This is a genomic window from Methanoregula sp. PtaB.Bin085 (assembly GCF_002067035.1).
GTDB lineage: Archaea > Halobacteriota > Methanomicrobia > Methanomicrobiales > Methanospirillaceae > Methanoregula.
In genome coordinates, this window is sequence record NZ_MVQB01000043.1 from 129,600 (window position 1) to 149,831 (window position 20,232).

Here is a 20,232-nt window from a genome sequence, read left to right on the forward strand (position 1 = left end):
TTATATACAAAATTTTTTAATTTCAATGCGTTGAATATACGTATGAAACGGGTCACCCGGGCGCTTCCCGCCGACTGAGGAATATCTCCCTGCTGAGGTTACCATGATTTTTCCGGACCGGACGTACATCAGTATCATTGCCGTGTCATCCCTCCTGCTGGTGCTCGCGGGACCGGCCAGCGGAACACCTGTCCCGGTTGTATTCCAGGGTACGGTCACCGACCTGAATGAAACGGCTCATACGATCACCCTTGAAGCGGCGTGTGAAGAGCATTTCTGCCGGTATAAGCTGACCGGGCAGTTTACCGGCCTGGTCCCCGACGATGCCATCTTTTCTGCGCTTCGGGAGGGGGATGTTGTCGAAGCAGTGTTCAGGGACTGGGTCCTCTCCCGGACAGAGATGTCGGTTGAATTCATGAATCCGTCCGAAGGAACGCGGGATATCCACCAGTGGTACGCCATACAGCGTCTTGCGTATGCCGATGACGGCCGGACACCGGTCGGGACTGAAATTTTCGGCGATCCCGGGTACCTGGAGACACCTCTTGACGCGGACTACGGTATCAGTTACCAGCTGTCCGGATCCATCCCGCAGGTCTATTCGTACAACACGTTTCCTGCCGACACGGTGGCTAACGTGTCAATAACGAGAAAAAACGGCTTCCATGAATCGAAGAATTTCATAACGGGAGAGATGTACCGGTTCCACGACAACGGGGACAATTCGACGTTAGAAGTCCGGTTTGTCGGGGGATATAATGAGGGATTTGCCCCCCCGAAGGCATGCCCCTGTGCCAACTTCCATATCCGGGTCGTATCAGGGGATACGAAGGTGCCAGTAACCATGCCCGTTAAAACGGACCGGGGAGTGCCGCTCAAGGCACCGATCAGCCCGCTGCCGGGAATTGCCGCCCTGGCTGTTATCGTCATCTCCGGAACAGGCAGAGGCCGGAGAGTGCAGGGCGACTGCCGGCAGGAAAAAAATTCGTGAGGGGTTTCATTCCTGCGCCGGCGTATATCACTTCGCAACGTGCTTCAACCCGGCGATCCGCTTCTCGATCATCTCCAGCTGCAGCTTCATATGCTGGCGGTGGACCTCGAGCGCCTTGATCTCGTCCTCGACCGACAGCATCCCGCCGCACCCGCAGCCGCAGTGGCTGGCGCAGGTATCGTGTCCGTGTTCATGCCCGAACATTGTTCTTTTCACCTCCCTTGCTGTTTTCCATAATTACAATCTTCTGAATAGTATTAATACTACAAAGTTTATAGTAAAATAGTCACTATGGCGCAGGAAACCAAAGAACCCCGAGGGCTCTGCCCGTGCCCGCTCGAGGGCGTCATCGATACAATATCGAAGAAGTGGGCGCTCCTGATCATCCACGTGCTGGGGAACACGTCAAGAGTCCGGTTCAGCGAGCTCCAGAAGGAGCTCGACGGCATCAGCCCCAAGACGCTGACCGATACCCTTGCCTCACTCCAGAAAGAGGGATTTGTCGGGCGGGAGGCGTTTGCCGAGATCCCGCCGCGGGTGGAGTACTTCCTGACTGATGACGGGAAAGAGCTCTGGGACGCGATCCTCCCGCTCCTCCAGTGGACCATGAAGCGGGAGGGCTTCTCAGCCGAAGGCTGCTCCGGGCACTGCAGGAAGAAGCCCGGGCACCACTGATTCTCCCCGTATCTGTTACACGTTCTGCATCACGAAGAACGTGTACCCGTAGTACCGTTTGAAACGACGGTACATGTCCGCCTCGTGCTCGAGCGAGTCGAGGAGGGCGGCATCTGCCGGGTTCTTCCCGTGCGTCTTCCGGAACTCCGCGATCCGGGCAAGCAGCGGTACAAGATAATTATCCCACCAGCCGGCCTCGGGCAGGCGGTACGTGGCGATGAGCCGGAGGCCGGCCCGTTTCACCCGCTCCTTCATCTCGTCCTCGGAGACCGGGACATACCCCTCGCTCTCCCACCATTTCGCGAGCTCGGCTGGGGGATTTGGCTCGAACCAGTCGGCATCGGAGACCACCATGTACCCGCCTTTTTTGAGGAACGGTTTCCAGGTCTTCAGCCCCTGCTCAAAACCGATGATGAAGATTGCTCCCTCGGACCAGATGAGGTCGAACCGGCCCTTCCCGAACGGGAGGGCATCCATGGAGGCGCAGACGGTTTTGATCCGGTCTGCCTTCCCGGTCTTTTTCACCCACGCATCAATCGTGTCAAGAAACGGCTGGTGGTTGTCCACGGCGGTTATATGGCCTGTCGTGAGTGCTGCGAGATCCCGCGTCTGGGTGCCTGAACCGCACCCGATATCAAGGATCTTCGCATCCTGCGGGAGAGGCGGGAGAAGCGAAAATACTTTTCGCGTCGCGGCCGTGCAGCCGGGCCCCTGCCGGGGCAGCGATTCAAATACCGTGTAAAAAAATGCCGGAAGTTGCATGTTACCTCATGGTTGGTGTTGTCTGGTAGAGTGCTTTGCGGTCGGCAACAGGAATGTCTGGCATAAATGTAAACCTGAACTTCCTTCCCTGTTCCTGCCGGAAGTCTCTATCCGGGGGGACCTCCCTCCAGCCTCCGGGCAGGATCTTTCACGGGTAACCAGGCATGGTTCATTGAACCTGCAGGGACCAGGAATCCGGGTATTTTCAACACACCGGAGAAATCCGAGATCTCCCGGAACGATGAACATGTGCTACGGGTATGAAAAACCGGTCTTCCTATCTGCCCGGGGCAGGCCTGATGGGGAAAAAAGATTGCAGGATTCTTTACAACTCGTTGCGGTTCCGGAAATAGAGGATCGCGCCGGCAATGGCGATTATCAGGACGATACCGGCAATGACATAGGTCATGGTGGACGAGCCGGACGATGACGCCGGGGCGGTTGTCCGTGCGGTTGTCACAGCCGCCGTGGTCTCAACGGCAGACTCCGCGGGGGTTGGTGCGGTTGTCTGCACAGTGGTCTGGCTGGTCCCGTCCGTGGTGATGGTGATGGACTTGAAGCTGTTCCCCGCCTCGTTCGTGGCGGTCAGGGATACGGTATATGTCCCGGATTCCATGTAGGTGTGGACCGGGTTCTGCTCCGCGCTGGTCGCTCCGTCGCCGAATGCCCAGAGCCAGGAAGTGGGGGCGTTGGCCGAGGTATCGTTGAACCTGACGGTCAGGGGTGCCTTGCCGGAGGCGGGATTGGCAGTGAACGATGCGATTGGGGAAGCGAGGGGTAACACCTCGATGTATTCGGACTTTTTAACGGTATCCTTGCCGGCCGTGTTCTCTGCCGTCAGGGAAACCGTGTACGATCCTGCATCCCTGAAAATATGGACCGGGTTCTGCTCGGACGATTTTGCGCCATCGCCGAATTTCCAGCTCCAGACCGTAGGGGAATTCTCCGAGGTGTCATTGAACCGCACGTAGAGCGGTGCCGTTCCCCGTGTCACGTTGGCAGTGAAGTTGGCCACCGGTTTGGTGAAGGTCACGGTGATGAAACCGTTCTTCGTCTCCGTGTCGCTCCCGCCGGCATTCGATGCGGTCAGGGTGACCGTGTAGGAACCCTCCGCCACGTAGACATGGGTCGGGTTCTGCGTGGTGGATGTGTTGCCGTCGCCAAACGACCAGACCCAGGATGTCGGGGTGTGGGACGAAGAATCAACGAACTGGACCGTGAGGGGGGCGTTGCCGGACTGTGTCGTTGCAATGAATTCTGCAGCGGGCTTTTCAGCGATAGCACCGACGCTGATTTTACCTGATTCTGAGATGGTGTCGCTCCCGGCAGCATTCGTGGCTGTGAGGGTTACCGTATAATTCCCTGCACTGGCATAGGTATGCACCGGGTTCTGGTCCGCGGACGTGCCCCCGTCACCGAACGACCAGACCCATGAGGTGGGCGAATTGGTCGACGTATCAAGGAACAGGACCGTGAGCGGTACATCGCCGGACGTGGTATTGGCATGGAATCCGGCAACGGGTTTAATGGCCGAGGCGCTTACCGTGATATAGCCGCTGCGGGTTACCGTGTCCGTGCCTGCCCCGTTCGATACGGTGAGCGTGACCGTATATGTTCCTTTCGTGACGTACGTGTGCACCGGGTTCTTGTCGGTGGATGTCGCGCCGTCACCGAACGACCAGACCCAGGCATTGGGGGAATTGGTCGAGGAGTCGATGAACTTGACGGTAAGCGGGACCTTCCCGTCGCTCACGTTCGAGATGAATGCTGCAACCGGTGCCGTGTCGGCAGCGCATGCCGGGATGAGCAGTGCGCCAAGGACAAGGAGGAGGACTCCTGCAACGGCCGGTCTTGCTGCCGCCTGCGGAAAGATCCGTCCGCGGGCTTTTTCCTGATACTGTGGAATCTGCAATGCAACACCTTCATTAAGGGCTCTACTTTACGCCTATATATATGATGCGCGTATGAGTTCCGGAAAATAATTTTACAAAGGCCGCTGCCCGGAAATTTCCGGCGGGGGTTTGCCTGTTCCGGCAACCGAATCCTCCCGCAACCGTCCTGAGCGCGGGGGATATGCCAAAAAGCGGGTGGCGGGGTGTGGGATGATTTTTGTCGCCATCAGCCCTGCCGTTTTGGGCGGCAATGCGGGCAATGCCGCCGGCAGTCCTGCCTGGATTCCACCTGAAAACTGGCACCGGGGAGGGTTCCTCCCCGCGAGGATATTCGGCATCAGGAGTTTTTTTAATCCCGATGAGCCGGGCCCACATATATTCGCAGCATGGGGCCGGGCGAATATTTGACAAAAACCGGAATGCCTGAACCGGGAAGTTAACAATATCCGGGAAGGCCTGCACCCCGCAACCCTCACATGTTTTTAATCCCGCGCCGCCCACCTTTACCATAATGTGCGGCATTGCGGGGCAGTACTGTTTTTCCGGTGGCGAGCCGGACCGGGAGCTGCTGGCACGGATGTCCCGGCAGCTCGTCCACCGGGGCCCTGACGGCGAGGGGCTCGAGGTCCTGGGCCCCATGGGGCTTGTTCACCGCAGGCTTGCCATCATCGATCTCTCGGAGGACGGCCTCCAGCCGATGACAAACGAGGACGGGACGCTCCGGCTGCTGTTCAACGGTGAGATCTACAATTACATCGAGCTCCGGGAGGAACTCGTGCAGAAAGGGCACCGCTTCCATTCGCACTCCGATACCGAAGTCATCCTGCATGCGTACGAGGAGTGGGGCACCGCCTGCCTCCAGCGGTTCAACGGCATGTGGGCGTTTGTCCTCTGGGACGAGAAGACCCGCCAGCTCTTCTGCGCCCGGGACCGGTTCGGCATCAAGCCGTTCTATTACACCACGATCAACGGGTCGTTCCTGTTCGCCTCCGAGATCAAGGCCCTGCTCGAACACCCGGACGCCGGGAGAAGACCGGATGACGAGATCCTCGGGACCTACCTTGCATGGGGGGTCCAGGACCATTCGGACCGGACGATGTTCGACGGCATATTCCAGCTGAAACCGGCCCACGCCCTTATCGTGACCGGGGACGGGCCGCATACGCCGTACCGCTACTGGGAGCTGGCGGTCAGCCCGGCGGTTCATTCGGACACACCCCGCGATGAAGAGAACGCCCGGTTCCTCGGGCTGCTCCGCGACGCCACCCGCATCCACCTGCGCAGCGATGTTGCGGTCGGCACATGCCTCTCGGGCGGGATCGACTCCTCGACCCTTGCCGTACTCATCAACACCCTGATCCGCGACGAGGCCCCGGCAAGCGTCAGCGACCGGCAGAAGACCTTCTCGGTCGTTTTCTCCGACAAACAGTTCGACGAGAGCAGATATATCGACGAGGTCGTGAAGGCAACCGGTGTCGACTCCCACAAAACCGAACCGGCACCGGACCAGCTGTGGGAGGACATTGACCGCCTCATATGGGTGCAGGACGAGCCGTTCGGGTCGCTCTCGATCTATGCCCAGTACTGCGTGATGCGGCTTGCACAGAAGAGCGTCAAGGTCGTGCTGGACGGGCAGGGTGCCGACGAACTTCTTGCCGGATACCTTGCGTACCAGGCCAGCTATATCCGGGGCCTTGTCCACTCGCGCCATTTTAAGGAAGCGCTCCGGGAGGCAGCAGGATCCGCCCGGTTCCACCGCGGTTTCTTCAGCTCGGCGCCGAAACAGGTCCTTGTACGGCGGAGCCGGCGCAGCCTCCTGACCGTGTCCGTCCCCCCGGTCGACCGGTACGCCGGCAGCCTCCCGGAGGTGCTCCGGCGTGAACTCTGTTCCACGAACCTGCCGGCGCTCCTCCACTACGAGGACCGGAACGCAATGGCGTTCTCCATCGAGTCCCGGGTTCCCTACCTCGATTACCGGTTCGTGGAATATGTGGCATCCCTCCCGCTCGACCGGAAGATCCGCGGCGGCATCACCAAGATTGCCCTGCGCAGCGCGATAAAAGGGCTCATACCGGAGAGCATCCGCTGCCGCATGGACAAGATGGGCTTTGTCACTCCCGAAGAGGTCTGGATGAAGGAGACGCTCCGCCCGTTCGTGCTCGCGGTGCTCGGCGCCGACAGTTTCCGGAGCCGGCCGTACTGGAACGCCGGCGCGGTCATGGCCGATTACCAGGCGTTCCTTGCGGGCAGATCGGCATATTCCCCGGAGATTTGGCGGATCGTCTGCACCGAGCTCTGGCTCCGGAAATTCTTTGACGCGAGGACCGGGGACGGAGCTGTTTCTGCAACGACTGCCAGCTGAGCATCGGTTGCAACCCGGATCCAACATCGCCCCCCTTGCGCCAGCCCTGCCCCCGTTGGGGGCGGGGGCGCTTAGGATTCCTCTGCATTACCTGTACGGGAAATCTCAATGTTTTGCATAAAGGTAATACGGCGTCATCGCAACGCGGGGGATGCCACAGCGGCGGGGGCAGAGCGTGAGCGGAGCCCCCGAGAGCGTGAATTCGATGAGTTCTACAAAGGAGATCCCCCGGGATCGAATTGTTTAATGGTGACCCCGGACAGAATTAATGAATATACATCCCGGATTGCGAGGAAAACCGGGAAAAGCGGTTACTCCTATGAAATCAATCATCCTTGCTGGCGGCGTCGGGACACGGCTCTGGCCGCTCTCCCGCGAACATTACCCCAAGCAGTTTATCCAGCTCGACGGCCCGTCGCTCTTCCAGCAGACCGTGCAGCGGGCTGCCCGGCTCTCGGCGCCGGATGAGATCTACGTTGTGACAAACGAGATTCACCAGTATCTTGTAAAAAACCAGATCGAGGAACTCGGGCTCACGATCCCGGAGGATCACCTCCTCGCCGAACCGGCGGGAAAGAACACGCTGCCGGCGATTGCATGGGCCATGCAGCGCATCGCGTCGGTCTCTCCCCACGCAACCGCCGTCGTCTTCCCGAGCGACCACCTGCTGGGCGATGCGGCCCTCGACCAGATCCGTGCCGCAGAGCCGCTTGCGAAGAAATATCTTGTCACGTTCGGGATCCCGCCGGCCTCTCCCCACACGGGGTATGGGTATATCAGACCCGGGAAACGCCTTGCGGGAGGGAACATCGTGGACGAGTTCCGGGAAAAACCCGACGAGAAGACCGCGAAGGTCTACGTAAAGAAAGGGTACCTCTGGAACAGCGGCATCTTCCTGCTTTCAACCGACTGCTTCTTTGCCGAGCTGAAACGGTACCAGCCGGAGCTCTGCCGGGCGTTCACAGCAGATACGCCGGTGGATAATGCGGCTCTCGAATCGATCTCCATCGATTACGGGCTGCTGGAACACTCGAAGAAGGTCGCGGTCGTGGCCCTCGAGGCCCCGTGGAGCGATCTCGGGACCTTCAAGGCGCTGTACGATGTGGAGCAGCACGATCCCGAGGGCAATGTCGGGAAGGCCGAGTTCCTTGCCGCCCGTAACAATTTCATCCACGCGCCGGGGAAGCACGTCGGCCTCATCGGTGTCCACGACCTCATTGTTGTCGATACCGCGGACGCCCTGCTCGTGTGCGACACCGCCCATGCCGAACAGGTGAAGCAGCTGGTCAGCCGGTACAACGAGCAGGACCTGGAGGTCACCAAGTTCCACCGGAAAGTGTACCGCCCGTGGGGCTCGTACACGATCCTCGAGGACACCCCGTTCTACAAGATCAAGCGGGTGACCGTCAAGCCCCGGCAGAAGCTCTCCCTCCAGCTCCACCACCACCGCTCGGAGCACTGGATCGTTGTGAGCGGCACGGCCGAGGTCGTGCTGAACACCGAGACACGGATGCTGCACCAGGGCGAGAGCACGTTCGTCCGCAGCGGTACCAAGCACCGGCTGAAGAATCCCGGCGTCATCCCGCTCGAGGTCATCGAGGTCCAGCTCGGGGAGTATCTCAGGGAAGACGATATCGTCCGGTTCGAGGACGATTACGGAAGGGAGTGAACAATTTTTTTCCGGATTCCGGGATTTTTCCCGGATGGTTGGGGGACTCACGACTTCAACTGCAAGCTCTGTAGAAATCATTCAAGTGACGCTCAGTGGATTTTTTGAGGGTGACCCCCATCTGTAACCATTTTTTCATCAGGTTCCCGTGCATGGCCATGCTCCACGGGGCGAGCCCCGACTAGGCGGCGAGCGCCCGTGGTCCCATCGCAATTTATTATGAGGGATTTGTTTGGATCTCTACAGCCCAACTGTACATCCGTGACGTTGAAATTTTCCGGCAATTCTCCAAAAAGTACCCGGATTTTTTTTAAGAAAATTTTCCGGCAGCCAGCTGGCCGGAAAATTTGGTCGTGAAAAAAATTTCATCCCAAAATTTCCGGAGAAATTTAAGAATTTTTTTTGAAAAAAATTTCCGTGAACCATCCGGACTGAAAAATCTCCGGAATTTCAATAATCAGGAGGGCCGGAGGAGCCCCGGCCAGAGGGGCCACCGGGCCGCTTTACCCTGCTGTAGTCCGACTGAGGGGGACTTTCGCTGTCCAATAGGGTCTATTAGGGCACTTTTTACATCTGGCGTGAAAATTCCAATCTGAGCCCGATACGGGCCCGGAAAAAGTGAATTCGCAACACTTTTCTGCGAATTCGGCACATTTTCGGGACACCTAAATAGCAGGGTAATCCGGGACCAGAACCAAATCGCCCTATAAATGCTCCGATTGCCAAACGGGGCCATATTTACGAGGTTGGTTCTTTTACCCGCCCACCCTCACCTTTACACTCAGGAAGATATGTCCCCACGGGGGTGACCTGGTCCTAGACGGGGGTCTGCCAGGTCTTCGGCCTCTCCGGCCGGTACCGTTCCCGGTTCCGCATCTGCCGGGAAATTTCCGGATTGTTCGGCCGGAATTTTTCCCGGCCCCGGGTCTGCAGGAATCTCATCGGATTTTCCGGCCGGCTCTGCCTCCGGTTTCGCGTCTGCAACAATTACGTACGCATTCCCGAGCGGTGTCGTGACTGCGGGGAATCTCCGCTTTCTGACCGGCCACTGCACCGGCAGCGGCTGGCCGTCGCGGTCGAGCTCCACGAGCGAATCCGCAAGGACCCGGAAGAACCGGAAATTCCCCCGCGGCGAACAGATCCAGAGCTCGCGGGAGATCTGCAAAGATTCCGCGATGAGCCGGAGTGCCGCGAGATCCTCCGAAGCCTCAAGCTCCAGCGCCTGCTCCGAACACCGGATGTGGCGCATCCGTTTAATCCGTACATGCACCACAAAGCCGACGCAATAGATGATCAGCGTGGCAATCATGCCGGGCCGGAACCGTACGAGGTCCACCTCGCCCCGCTTCTCCGCGATCCGGATCGCTGACCGGATTGCCTCCTTCGGTTTACGGCCGCGGGTCATGGTTCCGGCTCCTTTTCCAGAGCTGTCGCTCTTCGTATGGGTGTTTTCATTGAGTCGCTTTCCTCTGATTGCCGGCCTGTTCCTGTTACCGGGGATTGGAGCCGGTTTTTGTACAGGGCCGGGCTTGCCGGATTCTGTTATACTTTTGGATATATACGCTTTGTAGTATGAGCGGAGCTGGGAATTTCCTCACGGTGTTATTGTGATTTCACGGTTTAGTACGTCTCCTCGAACCGTTCGACCGTTGCAGGAACCGAAAGCGGGGTGCACGATGATGTTTTATTCCCCTGTTTCGCGATGCTCTCAAAGACATAAACCGGCTGGAGATATTTTTCGTTTCCAGCTGCTGCAGGAACCTGTGAATAATATACCAGGGTCACATTCGTTACTGTGACATTATCCGAAGATCCGCTGAATCCTGAACACCAGAGTTCCCGTGTCGTGAATTCCTCAAAAGCTGATTCAACAGATCGGAGAGGCGCCTCCTTATAGGGAGTGTAGTTACGCCAGTTAATCCATATGTCCAGTATATCAAAATTTTCACCCACTTCAACTCTGATTTTGGAACCTACAACCCTCCGGCTGTTCAGAGTTCGATCAAAAGAAACGAATTTTGATCCACGAGTAATTTCCTTTCGGTTCGATTCGTTTCTATGCTCTAATTCAACGAAAGATATACCTCTGAATACTGCATCGGTGAATAAGAGATTCTGACTCATCAGGAAATCTGTTACATTTCTGATAACCTGATCATCAGGAGGCAGATTCACGGGTTTATCTTTATCAGGGTAATTATCTTTTCGTCCTAAATCACTAAAACGGATTAAACCAATATCACTCCTGACATCAACGCTTCGACCACCATATATTGTTTCATTGATATAAAATCCACCATTTGTTTTATAACATCCCCTGAATAATCCTAATCTCTGTGCAAATTTCTCACCCCATTCACATGTATAAACTGATTTTTCAGTTTTATATACCAGAATAGCTTCCGGCATCTTTTCCATTGCCACATTAGCAGAATATTTCCCGAAAGTGGAATTGAATAACTGATATTCCATAGCCTGAATCGGTGTTCCTGTTTTTGTTGATACACAACCGGTAAATATAATCGCCATAAATAGAAGAACACAAAAAATCACCACAGTATTCCCAAGAAAAACGGACATTTTCTTATTCATTTAGCAGCCCTCCGGGATCCGGTCAAACTGTTCAGTTGTTGCAGAAATGTACACCGGATCAAATGGTTTTGTCGTGTGATTGGTTTCCACATATCCCTCGAAAACGTACACCGGCTGGAGATATTGCTCAGTGATTGCAGGAGGCTGTGAATAGTAACGTAATGTAATATCGGTTACGACAACCCTTTCCAGGGACGTGTCGCTATGATATTGAAGTGGTTTTTCCTTGAATTCCATGAATGCTGATTCTGCGGATTTCGTATCAGCCTCCTTATACGGTTCATAGTCGCGCCAGTTCATGAACAATTGGGAGATTTTTCCGCTATCTCGTACTTCCGCGATAATGTTTGAATTCTCTACGATTAGACCGTCCATCTCCCTATGGAGAAATACCGTGGTCCTTTCATCGGTTGTTTCATCCAATCCCGATTTTGTTATACGTTTTTCTGAGTGATGCCGCGATGCATCAATCACAGCATCAGAAGGCATAAGGTCAACTTTAGTTAATACGTCCGTAACTTTTTCGACTGCCTGACTATCAGAAAGAGGTTTCTTTATCTTATCACTGGAAAAATCATCCCTTTCCGAGTCCACGTAAGTGATGATTCTGGCATCGTGATGCAGAACAATGAATGGGGATCTCTGATCTTCATGAGATTTCTGAATTTCTTTTTGTACATCGATTTTTTTATCAGACATACTGAAGCCTCTGGATATTTTTTCAGCCTGATTATAGGCGTAATCGGGTTTTACCGGAGCATAGATTTGGATTTTCTCTGGTACAGGGATTATCATTGTATCGATACTGAATATCCCGTCAGTCTTTTTCATCTCTTCCGTTTTTTGAAGGGTTTTTTCTGTTGAAGTATATGAAAATGTTTCAGGATCGTATGGAAGGTAATCAAAATCATAATTCCCTTGGGCATTCCGCTGCGGATTGCAATTCAACGCGGAATTTCCAAAACCTGGAAGGTAGTCATTCTCGCATCCGATCACATATACCATACCCAATTTGTATGACATTGTATCCATCGTCTCTTGATTTGCTGCGATCCATGCATTCCAGATTGATAGTGAACTTGTTTGACCTGGATAATCCCCTTTCATCAACTGAGCAAATGCTTCTCCTGTTGATCTTGGTGCGCATGTCGTTAATGTATCATACCCGAGAAGCGAATGGAGACCATAAAAGGATTGTCTCCATTCCTCCTGTGTTCCCTCATTCAGGGATAGACACGAATGGAGTGTGATCCACTTGATCCGGCTTCCTGGGATCTCGTAACCCCATTTTGCCATAGAGGGAGTTAAATTGTGCACTCCGTCAGGGTCTGTTATATTGAAATCTATCGAGGGGAGATTATCAATTATGCCACCATGTGCGTGGAAATACGCAAAGTCAGCTTTGTTGAGATAATTATTGCTCTGACCCCCGGGAAATACCGACCCATCGGCCCAATGTTTCACCCTTGCTTCGGGATTATAGATTGGAAGTGACAGAGGAATGTTTGCATTCTGCCAGCCACGAGTATTATTCATGATTATTGCATCATGAAATGCGCGAACATCAGTTTCGGCACAGCCCGATTCACCGGCTTCAGCATAGATGAATCTCGTAATATCTCCTGTGACTGATATTAATCCTCTCTTCATTGAGGTATTACTTCCTGCTGCATTAGAAGCTGTCATACTGACGGTATATGTCCCTGCTTCGGTATAGTTGTGAATCGGATTTTGTAACGATGAAGTCCCGCCATCCCCGAATGACCAGGACCAGTTCGTCGGCGAATTCGTGCTCGTATCATTAAAATTGACTTCCAATGGTGCTCTCCCGGATGTCGGAATCGCTGTAAAGTTCGCCTCCGGTTCCGGTGGCATCAGTGCCGTCACAACCCCCGTTGTCGAGTTGCAGCATATAGCGCAACACACGGTAAGGTTCGGGGTATAGTTACCTACATCATAGGTCAATGGATCCGGATTTCTTGTTTCATAGGATGTCGAGTTGTACCATTGAGGTATCCCAAGTTGCTCACCCAGATACCAGGTCCACGAAATGATCGTTTCGAGGGGATCTCCTTCGATTGCCGCTTCATTTACTAGAGAGTCGCCGGATTTATCCATTGAGTCCACCTTCAACGATGACATTATCATCGCCGGTTGGGATCCTGAAGTGGATGTGTCGTTATACTGCACAGTCAGCGGCGCATAGCCGGTACTCTCCGATGTGTTGAAACTGACAAAGAGCGGACAGTAAAACGATACATTCACATACCCCGTCCGGTTCACCCACCCGGTCCCGATGCCGTTCGTTGCGGAATGGTTGACCGTGTAGGAACCGGCCGCCTCGTACGTATGCGACGGGTTCTGCTCGGTTGAGTTCGTGCCGTCGCCGAAGTCCCAGCTCCAGCTGGTCGGGTACCCGTTCGAATAGTCCGTGAAATTCACGGTCAGCGGGGCAGTGCCATTGAGCGGGGTGGCGTTGAACGACGCGTTCGGGACGGGGATGACGAACGGTTCGATACGGATGTTGCCGTTGGGGCATTAATCTTCATGTGTTCGGAGGTTGGGAAAATATTTCAAAGAGCGTGGATCCTGTTTCTCATTTCCGGAATCACCGGATTTTCTCAGGATATTATGATGGTGACCCCCTCTCTCCCCCAGAGGGGGAGGTAGCCCAAGGCATGCATCCGCTTGACCCCCAACAAAGGTTAATGAAATATTATGGATTCCCCACTGCACCCCATGCAACGATGGTGCCATCTTTTTTCAACGCGAGGCTGGAAGCTCCTCCGGCGGATATCGCCTTGACATCCCTCAAACCTTCCGGAACATGGCTCTGATTAAAATTATTCTGACCCCATGCTATAACGGTTCCGTCTTTTTTCAGCGCAAGATTGTGACGAGCTCCGGCAGATATTGCGATTACATCTGTCAGAGTTGTCGGGACATCCGTCTGGCCATTTTCATTTCCTCCCCATGCAACTATCGTCCCGTCCTTTTTAAGGGCGAGACTATGTTGAAGGCCAGCTGAAATAGCAATCACATCTGTAAGGTTGGAGGGTACATAAGCCTGACCATATGCAACATAACGACCCTCTTGAGCTCCCCATCCCACTACAGTACCATCCGCTTTTAATGCAAGGCTGTGATAACACCCGGCAGATATTGCAATTACATTTGTGAGATTTGCCGGGGGATCCAGTGCTCCAACACGGTTAGTCCCTCGTGTAATTACGGTACCATCTTTTTTCAGTGCAAGAACATGGCCACAGCCTGAGGATAATGCTGTGATATCTACTGTTTTAGATACATTTGTCAACGTAGGAATCTGATCAGAAGGATCTGGTCTTCCCCAAAAGAATATTGTCCCATCCCTTTTCATTGCAAGACTATATTGGTCACCAGCAGAGATTGAAACGATATCTTTGAGATTTTCAGGTACTTCGATTATTTCCTTATGACTGACGTCGCCCCATGCCAAAACTGTACCATCTTGTCTTAACGCGAGATTGTGTCCGCCGCCGGCAGAAATTGCAGTATAAACTGGAGATTGAGTAGTTATCGATTGCGGTGTTTTACTGGTTTGAATTATATCTGATGTATTTGATTTTACAGTATTCGTCATGCATCCAGTAAAAAAAACAATAGACAGAAGTATAATAATGCAGAAAAAAAATATTTTGACTGGAAGCAAGGATCTTTCACCCATTCAAATCACCTGAAACAGAATTATTTGTAATATTCATTATGATCAAACCATTATTTATTGTCTCATTCACAATAATTGTTAAATTATCCGATTGGTTATTCAGCATATACTGACTTGTGGTATCGGTCGTATTATTCACGCTGTTTTTCTCCGGATCGATAACCGGAAGGAGATTTGATGCATTATTATCTGACACAAAATTCATTGTCGGAACAACACTCATTACCGCGGTTGTTGTATTCTGAGTGGTATTTTCAGAAAGGCTCTCATTGGAAGTGGGTGTGGGTGGAGGAATATTTCTCTTCTTAACTTTCTCACCAGAATTTGCATCAATAACAACAGGTTCAAATGGTTCCTCGGAAGTTCCGTGCCGGTGGTTTCCTTTCAGGATATATAATGGCTGAAGATACTCTTCCCCATCAGTGGATGCCTGTAAGGAATATCCAAGGGAAATCCCGGTTACCTTGACATTATCAGGTTTCACTGCTTTTTTACCCTGCGGCTGATGGGATTTCAGTTCGCCGAAAGCCTGCTCAGGCGACTTCAGGATAACTGTTTCATATGGCTGATATTCACGCCAGTTCCTGAAAAGTCCGATAATATTGTTTTCGGAATCGACTTCCACAGTGAACTGGGCATTGTATACCGGCAGGCCGTCAATCATCTGGGGATAGGAGATCACGTTTGTCTTCCAGCTGATCTGCCGTTCTCCGGTGGAGGATATGCTTTCCCCAACGTTATTGACCACTGCCGGTTCCAGCGAATTCAGAGGCAGCAGGTTGTTGTCCTGCAGGAATCTGTTGACGGCTTCAATCGATTTTCTATCCGGTTGCGGCATTCCGGATCTGGCATTGAATTTTTGGAACGAGATCATGCCGGTGTCCTTCTGGACAACGAAATAGTATTGGTCCGTATCGGTATCCCCTGCATAGAATGCATTAGGGGTTTCCCGGATATTCCCGGACATTCCAAGATTCATCGCAAGAGAGCTGACCGATTCCTTGGTATATTCGGGTCTAACGGATTTATATATTGCAACAATGTCACTGGTGACCGGCACTTTTGCATCAACAGAATAGCTGTCTTCAATCATTGTCAGTGAACGGGTGGTCGCATATATCCCCTCGGTTTTATTGAAGATCAATATTGAGTAGTAGTGAAGATTACCGCTCGGGGCCGCACAGACATCTCCCCAGCCGGCAAGATGATCATTGATACAGTTTTCATCGTAGATGACTGCATTATAGATGTCGGATTCTGATTGTGTTGGTTGTATTCCCCATGTATATCTGCCAGCCCAATCCCACGCGTCAATCATCCTTAATCTTTGTGATTCATTTGATGGATATTCCCCCTGCATAAGTTCAGCAAACACTTGTCCTCGGGATTTTACCGGATCATATGACGGAACAGTCGTCGTATTCCATCCAAGAAGCATATGCAATCCGTTAAATGAATTCGACCACTGCGTCCAAGTTCCATCATAAAGGCTGAGGCAGGCATCAAGTACAACCCATTTGGGCCGGCCAGATGTCAGATGAATTCGTGAGGCTTCAGCACCATAATATCCCGTATCAGAGTACGTGAAACAAAACGCAGCAGGAGAACCATGTCCTGAGAAATAGGCGAAATCACTGTTATCCACCCAATCAGCGGAGTTTGTTGTCCAGTGGTCTTCACGTGCAATACTTGGGTCTATAATACCATTGCTATTCTGCCAATCTACCCATGAGACATTACCATTTGAAGATCCTTTCACAGTATAATAGAACCCGTTAGCCATGTCCAAGACCCCGACTCCATTATCTCCGGCTTCCGCGTACACCTTATACGTCGTCATCTCATCCGTCACGTTAACATACCCCTGCTTCACCGTAGTATTACTCGCTGTCGCATTCGTCACAGTCAGGCTCACGGTGAAATTCCCTACGTAATTATACGTATGTTTCGGGTTTTGCTCAGAGTCTGAATGACCATCACCAAACGACCATAACCACGTTGTCGGAGAGCCGGTGCTGGTATCATTAAACTGTACGGACTGCAATTTGTTTACAGATCTTGGCGATGCCGTGAAATTAGCAACCAGATTGTGATTCTCCATAGCTGTCACAACCCCCGTTGTCGAGTTGCAGCATATAGCGCAACACACGGTAAGGTTCGGGGTATAGTTACCTACGTCATAGGTCAATGGATCCGGATTTCTTGTTTCATAGGACGTCGAGTTGTACCATTGAGGTATCCCGAGTTGCTCACCCAGATACCAGGTCCACGAAATGATCGTTTCGAGAGGATCTCCTTCAATTGCCGCTTCTTTTACTAGAGAGTCGCCGGATTTATCCATTGAGTCCGCCTTCAACGATGACATCATCATCGCTGGTTGCGATCCTGACGTGGATGTGTCGTTATACTGCACAGTCAGCGGCGCATAGCCGGAACTCTCCGATGTGTTGAAACTGACAATGAGCGGGCAGTAAAACGTCACCTCCACCGCCCCCGTCACGTTCGCCCATCCCGTCCCATTGACATTCGTTGCGGAGTGGTTGATCGTGTACAAACCGCTAACATTATACCGGTGGACCGGGTTCTGCTCGGTCGAGTTCGTCCCGTCGCCGAAGTCCCAGTACCAGGCAAACGGGTAATTCGTCGAAGTGTCCGTGAAGTTCACGTCCAGCGGGGCCGTGCCATTGGCGGGGGACGCGTTGAAGGAGACCGCGGGCTTTGGCAGGACAAAGGGTTCGATACGGACATACCCGTTCGAACCGGCTGCTCCGCTCCACCCGTTGCCCCACGGGCTCCAGCCATTATACGCGGCATAAACCTTGGCTCGGAACCCGCCGGCTCCGCCACCGCCACCGCCTCCCCGGGCACCGTTCGCCGAATATCCGGCTCCACCGGACCCGCCGGTCCCGGCACTGTTCGTATACTGCGGGGGTGTCGGCGTCCCGGCCGTTCCCGAAATATACCCGGTCCCATTCGTCCCGACGGTCGTGTGACAAACCGATCCGAATCCAAATGAACCTCCACTTGCCGTGATATTACCAAACTGTGAGTTCCCTCCGGAAAAGCCGTCATAACCCGGTGAGCAGATCCATGGAGAATATCGGAAATCATACAAGCCACCCATACCTCCATAACCGCCGAGGCCGACCTCCACCGGAATAACCTGTCCAGGAGCAACAGAGATATTCGAAACATTATAGTACCCGGATCCTCCGCCACCAGCCGGGGCACCGAAATGTTCCTGCACACCGTTCCATCCGCCTCCAGATCCTCCGCCACCTCCTCCTCCGGCTCCAACTATGGTTACCCTTAGTATTCCGACACTTGGCGCAACTGTGTAATTGTAAACGCCCGGCGATGTATATTCGACAACATTCTGTGTCGGTGCCGCCGGCGGCCCGGCAACATACACCTGGTGCGAGACCGATGCAGCTTCCTGAGTATTGTTCACTGTCAGTGTCACTGTATACGTCCCGGCCGCGGTATACGTATGGTTCGCATCCTTCTGGCCGGGATCCGTTGTCGTAAATGCCGGCGAACCGTCACCGAAATTCCAGCTCCATCTCGTGGGATACCCGATCGAGATGTCCGTGAACTGCACGTTCACCGGATACGGGCCGGAATACGGCGTGACATTGAAGCCCGCCACCGGTACCGGCGGCTTAATCGGCTCGATACGGACATACCCGTTCGAACCGGCTGCACCGCTCCACCCGTTGCCCCACGGGCTCCAGCCGTTATACGAGGCATAAACCTTGGCCCGGAACCCGCCGGCTCCTCCACCGCCACCTGATCCACGCGCAGCACCATTCGCCGAATATCCGGCTCCACCTGACCCGCCCGTCCCGGCATTCGTCGTATACTGTGGCGGTATCGGCGTCCCGGCCGTGCCGGAGTTATACCCGGTCCCGTTCGTCCCGACGGTCGTGTGACAAACCGATCCCTTGCCCGGCTGACCTCCGGCCATCACCACATTGCCAAACTGCGAGGCCCCTCCGGCAAGACCATCCATTCCGGGATTACAAATCCACGGAGAATACCGGAAATCATACAACCCGCCCATGCCACCGTATCCTCCGAGACCGACCTCTACCGGAATAACGTCTCCCGGTGTCACATTCACCGTGTATATCTGGCCATATCCGGATCCGCCACCGCCAGCTGGCGCCCCCCAATGTTCCTGGGCTCCGTTCCATCCGCCGCCGGATCCTCCGCCTCCGCCACCTCCGGCTCCGACTACCATCACATACACCGACCGGATCTCTGCCGGGACTGTGTAATTGTAAATGCCCGGCGACGTATACTCCACAACATTCTGTGTCGGTGCAGCCGGCGACCCGGCAACATACACCTGGTGCGAGACCGATGCAGCTTCCTGTGTGTTGTTCACTGTCAGTGTCACCGTGTATGTCCCGGCCGCGGTATACGTGTGGTTCGCATCCTTCTGGCCAGGATCCGTTGTCGTAAATGCCGGTGAACCGTCACCGAAATTCCAGCTCCACCGCGTCGGGTACCCGATCGAAATATCCGTGAACTGCACGTTCACCGGATACTGGCCGGAATACGGTGTCACGTTGAACCCGGCTACCGGTACCGGCGGCTTGATCGGCTCGACACGGACATAACCGTTGCTCCCTGATGCACCACTCCACCCGTTGCCCCACGGGCTCCAGCCGTTATACGAGGCATAAACCTTGGCCCGGAACCCGCCGGCTCCTCCACCGCCACCTGATCCACGCGCAGCACCATTCGCCGAATATCCGGCTCCACCTGACCCGCCCGTCCCGGCATTCGTCGTATACTGTGGCGGTATCGGCGTCCCGGCCGTGCCGGAGTTATACCCGGTCCCGTTCGTCCCGACGGTCGTGTGACAAACCGATCCCTTGCCCGGCTGACCTCCGGCCATCACCACATTGCCAAACTGCGAGGCCCCTCCGGCAAGACCATCCATTCCGGGATTACAAATCCACGGAGAATACCGGAAATCATACAACCCGCCCATGCCACCGTATCCTCCGAGACCGACCTCTACCGGAATAACGTCTCCCGGTGTCACATTCACCGTGTATATCTGGCCATATCCGGATCCGCCACCGCCAGCTGGCGCCCCCCAATGTTCCTGGGCTCCGTTCCATCCGCCACCGGATCCGCCTCCACCACCGCCTCCGGCTCCTACGACCATCACATACACCGACCGGATCTCTGCCGGGACTGTGTAATTGTAAATGCCCGGCGACGTGTACTCCACAACATTCTGTGTCGGTGCTGCGGGCGGTCCGGCAACATACACCTGGTGCGAGACCGATGCCGCCTCCTGCGTGTTGTTCACCGTCAGCGTCACCGTGTACGTCCCGGCCGCGGTATACGTGTGGTTCGCATCCTTCTGGCCGGGATCCGTTGTCGTGAATGTTGAAGACCCGTCACCGAAATTCCAGCTCCACCGCGTCGGATATCCGATCGAAATATCCGTGAACTGCACATTCACCGGATACTGGCCGGAATACGGCGTGATATTGAACCCGGCAACCGGTACCGGCGGCTTGATCGGTTCGATACGGACATACCCGTTGCTCCCTGATGCAC

12 protein-coding genes and 2 pseudogenes are annotated in these 20,232 nt (G+C 54.1%); 4 read left to right on the forward strand and 10 right to left on the reverse strand.

The features are described 5' to 3' along the window. The first annotated feature begins 103 nt into the window (after positions 1-103). Positions 104-991, forward strand: a complete 888-nt coding sequence (locus A4E33_RS09500; RefSeq protein ID WP_292347574.1) for a hypothetical protein — start codon at positions 104-106, stop codon at positions 989-991. 27 nt (positions 992-1,018) lie between these two features. Here the strand turns inward: A4E33_RS09500 and A4E33_RS09505 are convergent, their stop codons facing one another. After that, on the reverse strand, positions 1,019-1,195 hold the full coding sequence (locus A4E33_RS09505) for a DUF5320 domain-containing protein (protein ID WP_292347576.1): 177 nt from the start codon (positions 1,193-1,195) through the stop codon (positions 1,019-1,021). An 87-nt stretch (positions 1,196-1,282) separates the two neighbouring features. Between A4E33_RS09505 and A4E33_RS09510 the strand changes: the two genes are divergently transcribed. Further along, the gene (locus tag A4E33_RS09510; protein ID WP_292347578.1) at positions 1,283-1,666 is read left to right on the forward strand and encodes a helix-turn-helix domain-containing protein; all 384 of its coding nucleotides are present in this window, start codon (positions 1,283-1,285) and stop codon (positions 1,664-1,666) included. Positions 1,667-1,681: 15 nt separating this feature from the next. Here A4E33_RS09510 and A4E33_RS09515 read toward each other — a convergent pair whose 3' ends face one another. Together A4E33_RS09515 and A4E33_RS09520 are read right to left on the reverse strand one after the other, a co-directional pair. Then, positions 1,682-2,428: a class I SAM-dependent methyltransferase gene (locus tag A4E33_RS09515; RefSeq protein ID WP_292347580.1), complete on the reverse strand. Its 747-nt coding sequence runs from the start codon at positions 2,426-2,428 to the stop codon at positions 1,682-1,684. A gap of 325 nt (positions 2,429-2,753) precedes the next feature. Then, the gene (locus A4E33_RS09520) at positions 2,754-4,340 is read right to left on the reverse strand and encodes a PKD domain-containing protein (protein ID WP_292347582.1); all 1,587 of its coding nucleotides are present in this window, start codon (positions 4,338-4,340) and stop codon (positions 2,754-2,756) included. A 491-nt stretch (positions 4,341-4,831) separates the two neighbouring features. Between A4E33_RS09520 and asnB the strand changes: the two genes are divergently transcribed. Together asnB and A4E33_RS09530 are read left to right on the forward strand one after the other, a co-directional pair. Then, complete coding sequence (asnB, locus tag A4E33_RS09525) at positions 4,832-6,682, forward strand: asparagine synthase (glutamine-hydrolyzing) (RefSeq protein WP_292347585.1); 1,851 nt, start codon at positions 4,832-4,834, stop codon at positions 6,680-6,682. A gap of 319 nt (positions 6,683-7,001) precedes the next feature. Next, entirely contained in the window at positions 7,002-8,351 is a 1,350-nt protein-coding gene (locus tag A4E33_RS09530) for a mannose-1-phosphate guanylyltransferase/mannose-6-phosphate isomerase (RefSeq protein WP_292347587.1), read from the forward strand. 781 nt (positions 8,352-9,132) lie between these two features. Here A4E33_RS09530 and A4E33_RS09535 read toward each other — a convergent pair. From A4E33_RS09535 to A4E33_RS09565, 7 genes and pseudogenes are all read right to left on the reverse strand, one after another. Then, positions 9,133-9,756 carry a hypothetical protein gene (locus tag A4E33_RS09535; protein WP_292347589.1) on the reverse strand — a complete coding sequence of 208 codons (624 nt, stop codon included), beginning with the start codon at positions 9,754-9,756 and terminating at the stop codon, positions 9,133-9,135. 215 nt (positions 9,757-9,971) lie between these two features. Next, the gene (locus A4E33_RS09540) at positions 9,972-10,943 is read right to left on the reverse strand and encodes a hypothetical protein (RefSeq protein ID WP_292347590.1); all 972 of its coding nucleotides are present in this window, start codon (positions 10,941-10,943) and stop codon (positions 9,972-9,974) included. Beyond that, positions 10,944-13,061: a DUF6345 domain-containing protein gene (locus A4E33_RS09545; protein ID WP_292347592.1), complete on the reverse strand. Its 2,118-nt coding sequence runs from the start codon at positions 13,059-13,061 to the stop codon at positions 10,944-10,946. Positions 13,062-13,223: 162 nt separating this feature from the next. Continuing rightward, positions 13,224-13,466: pseudogene (locus A4E33_RS09550) on the reverse strand (PKD domain-containing protein); the annotation flags it as partial. Between the two features lie 193 nt (positions 13,467-13,659). Then, a complete protein-coding gene (locus A4E33_RS09555; RefSeq protein ID WP_292347594.1) occupies positions 13,660-14,649 on the reverse strand; it encodes a hypothetical protein in 990 nt (329 codons plus the stop codon). Then, on the reverse strand, positions 14,642-18,112 hold the full coding sequence (locus A4E33_RS09560; protein WP_292347607.1) for a PKD domain-containing protein: 3,471 nt from the start codon (positions 18,110-18,112) through the stop codon (positions 14,642-14,644). The genes A4E33_RS09555 and A4E33_RS09560 overlap by 8 nt, the downstream gene beginning before the upstream one ends. After that, positions 18,113-20,134, reverse strand: a pseudogene (locus A4E33_RS09565) (PKD domain-containing protein); the annotation flags it as partial. Positions 20,135-20,232: the final 98 nt, after the last annotated feature.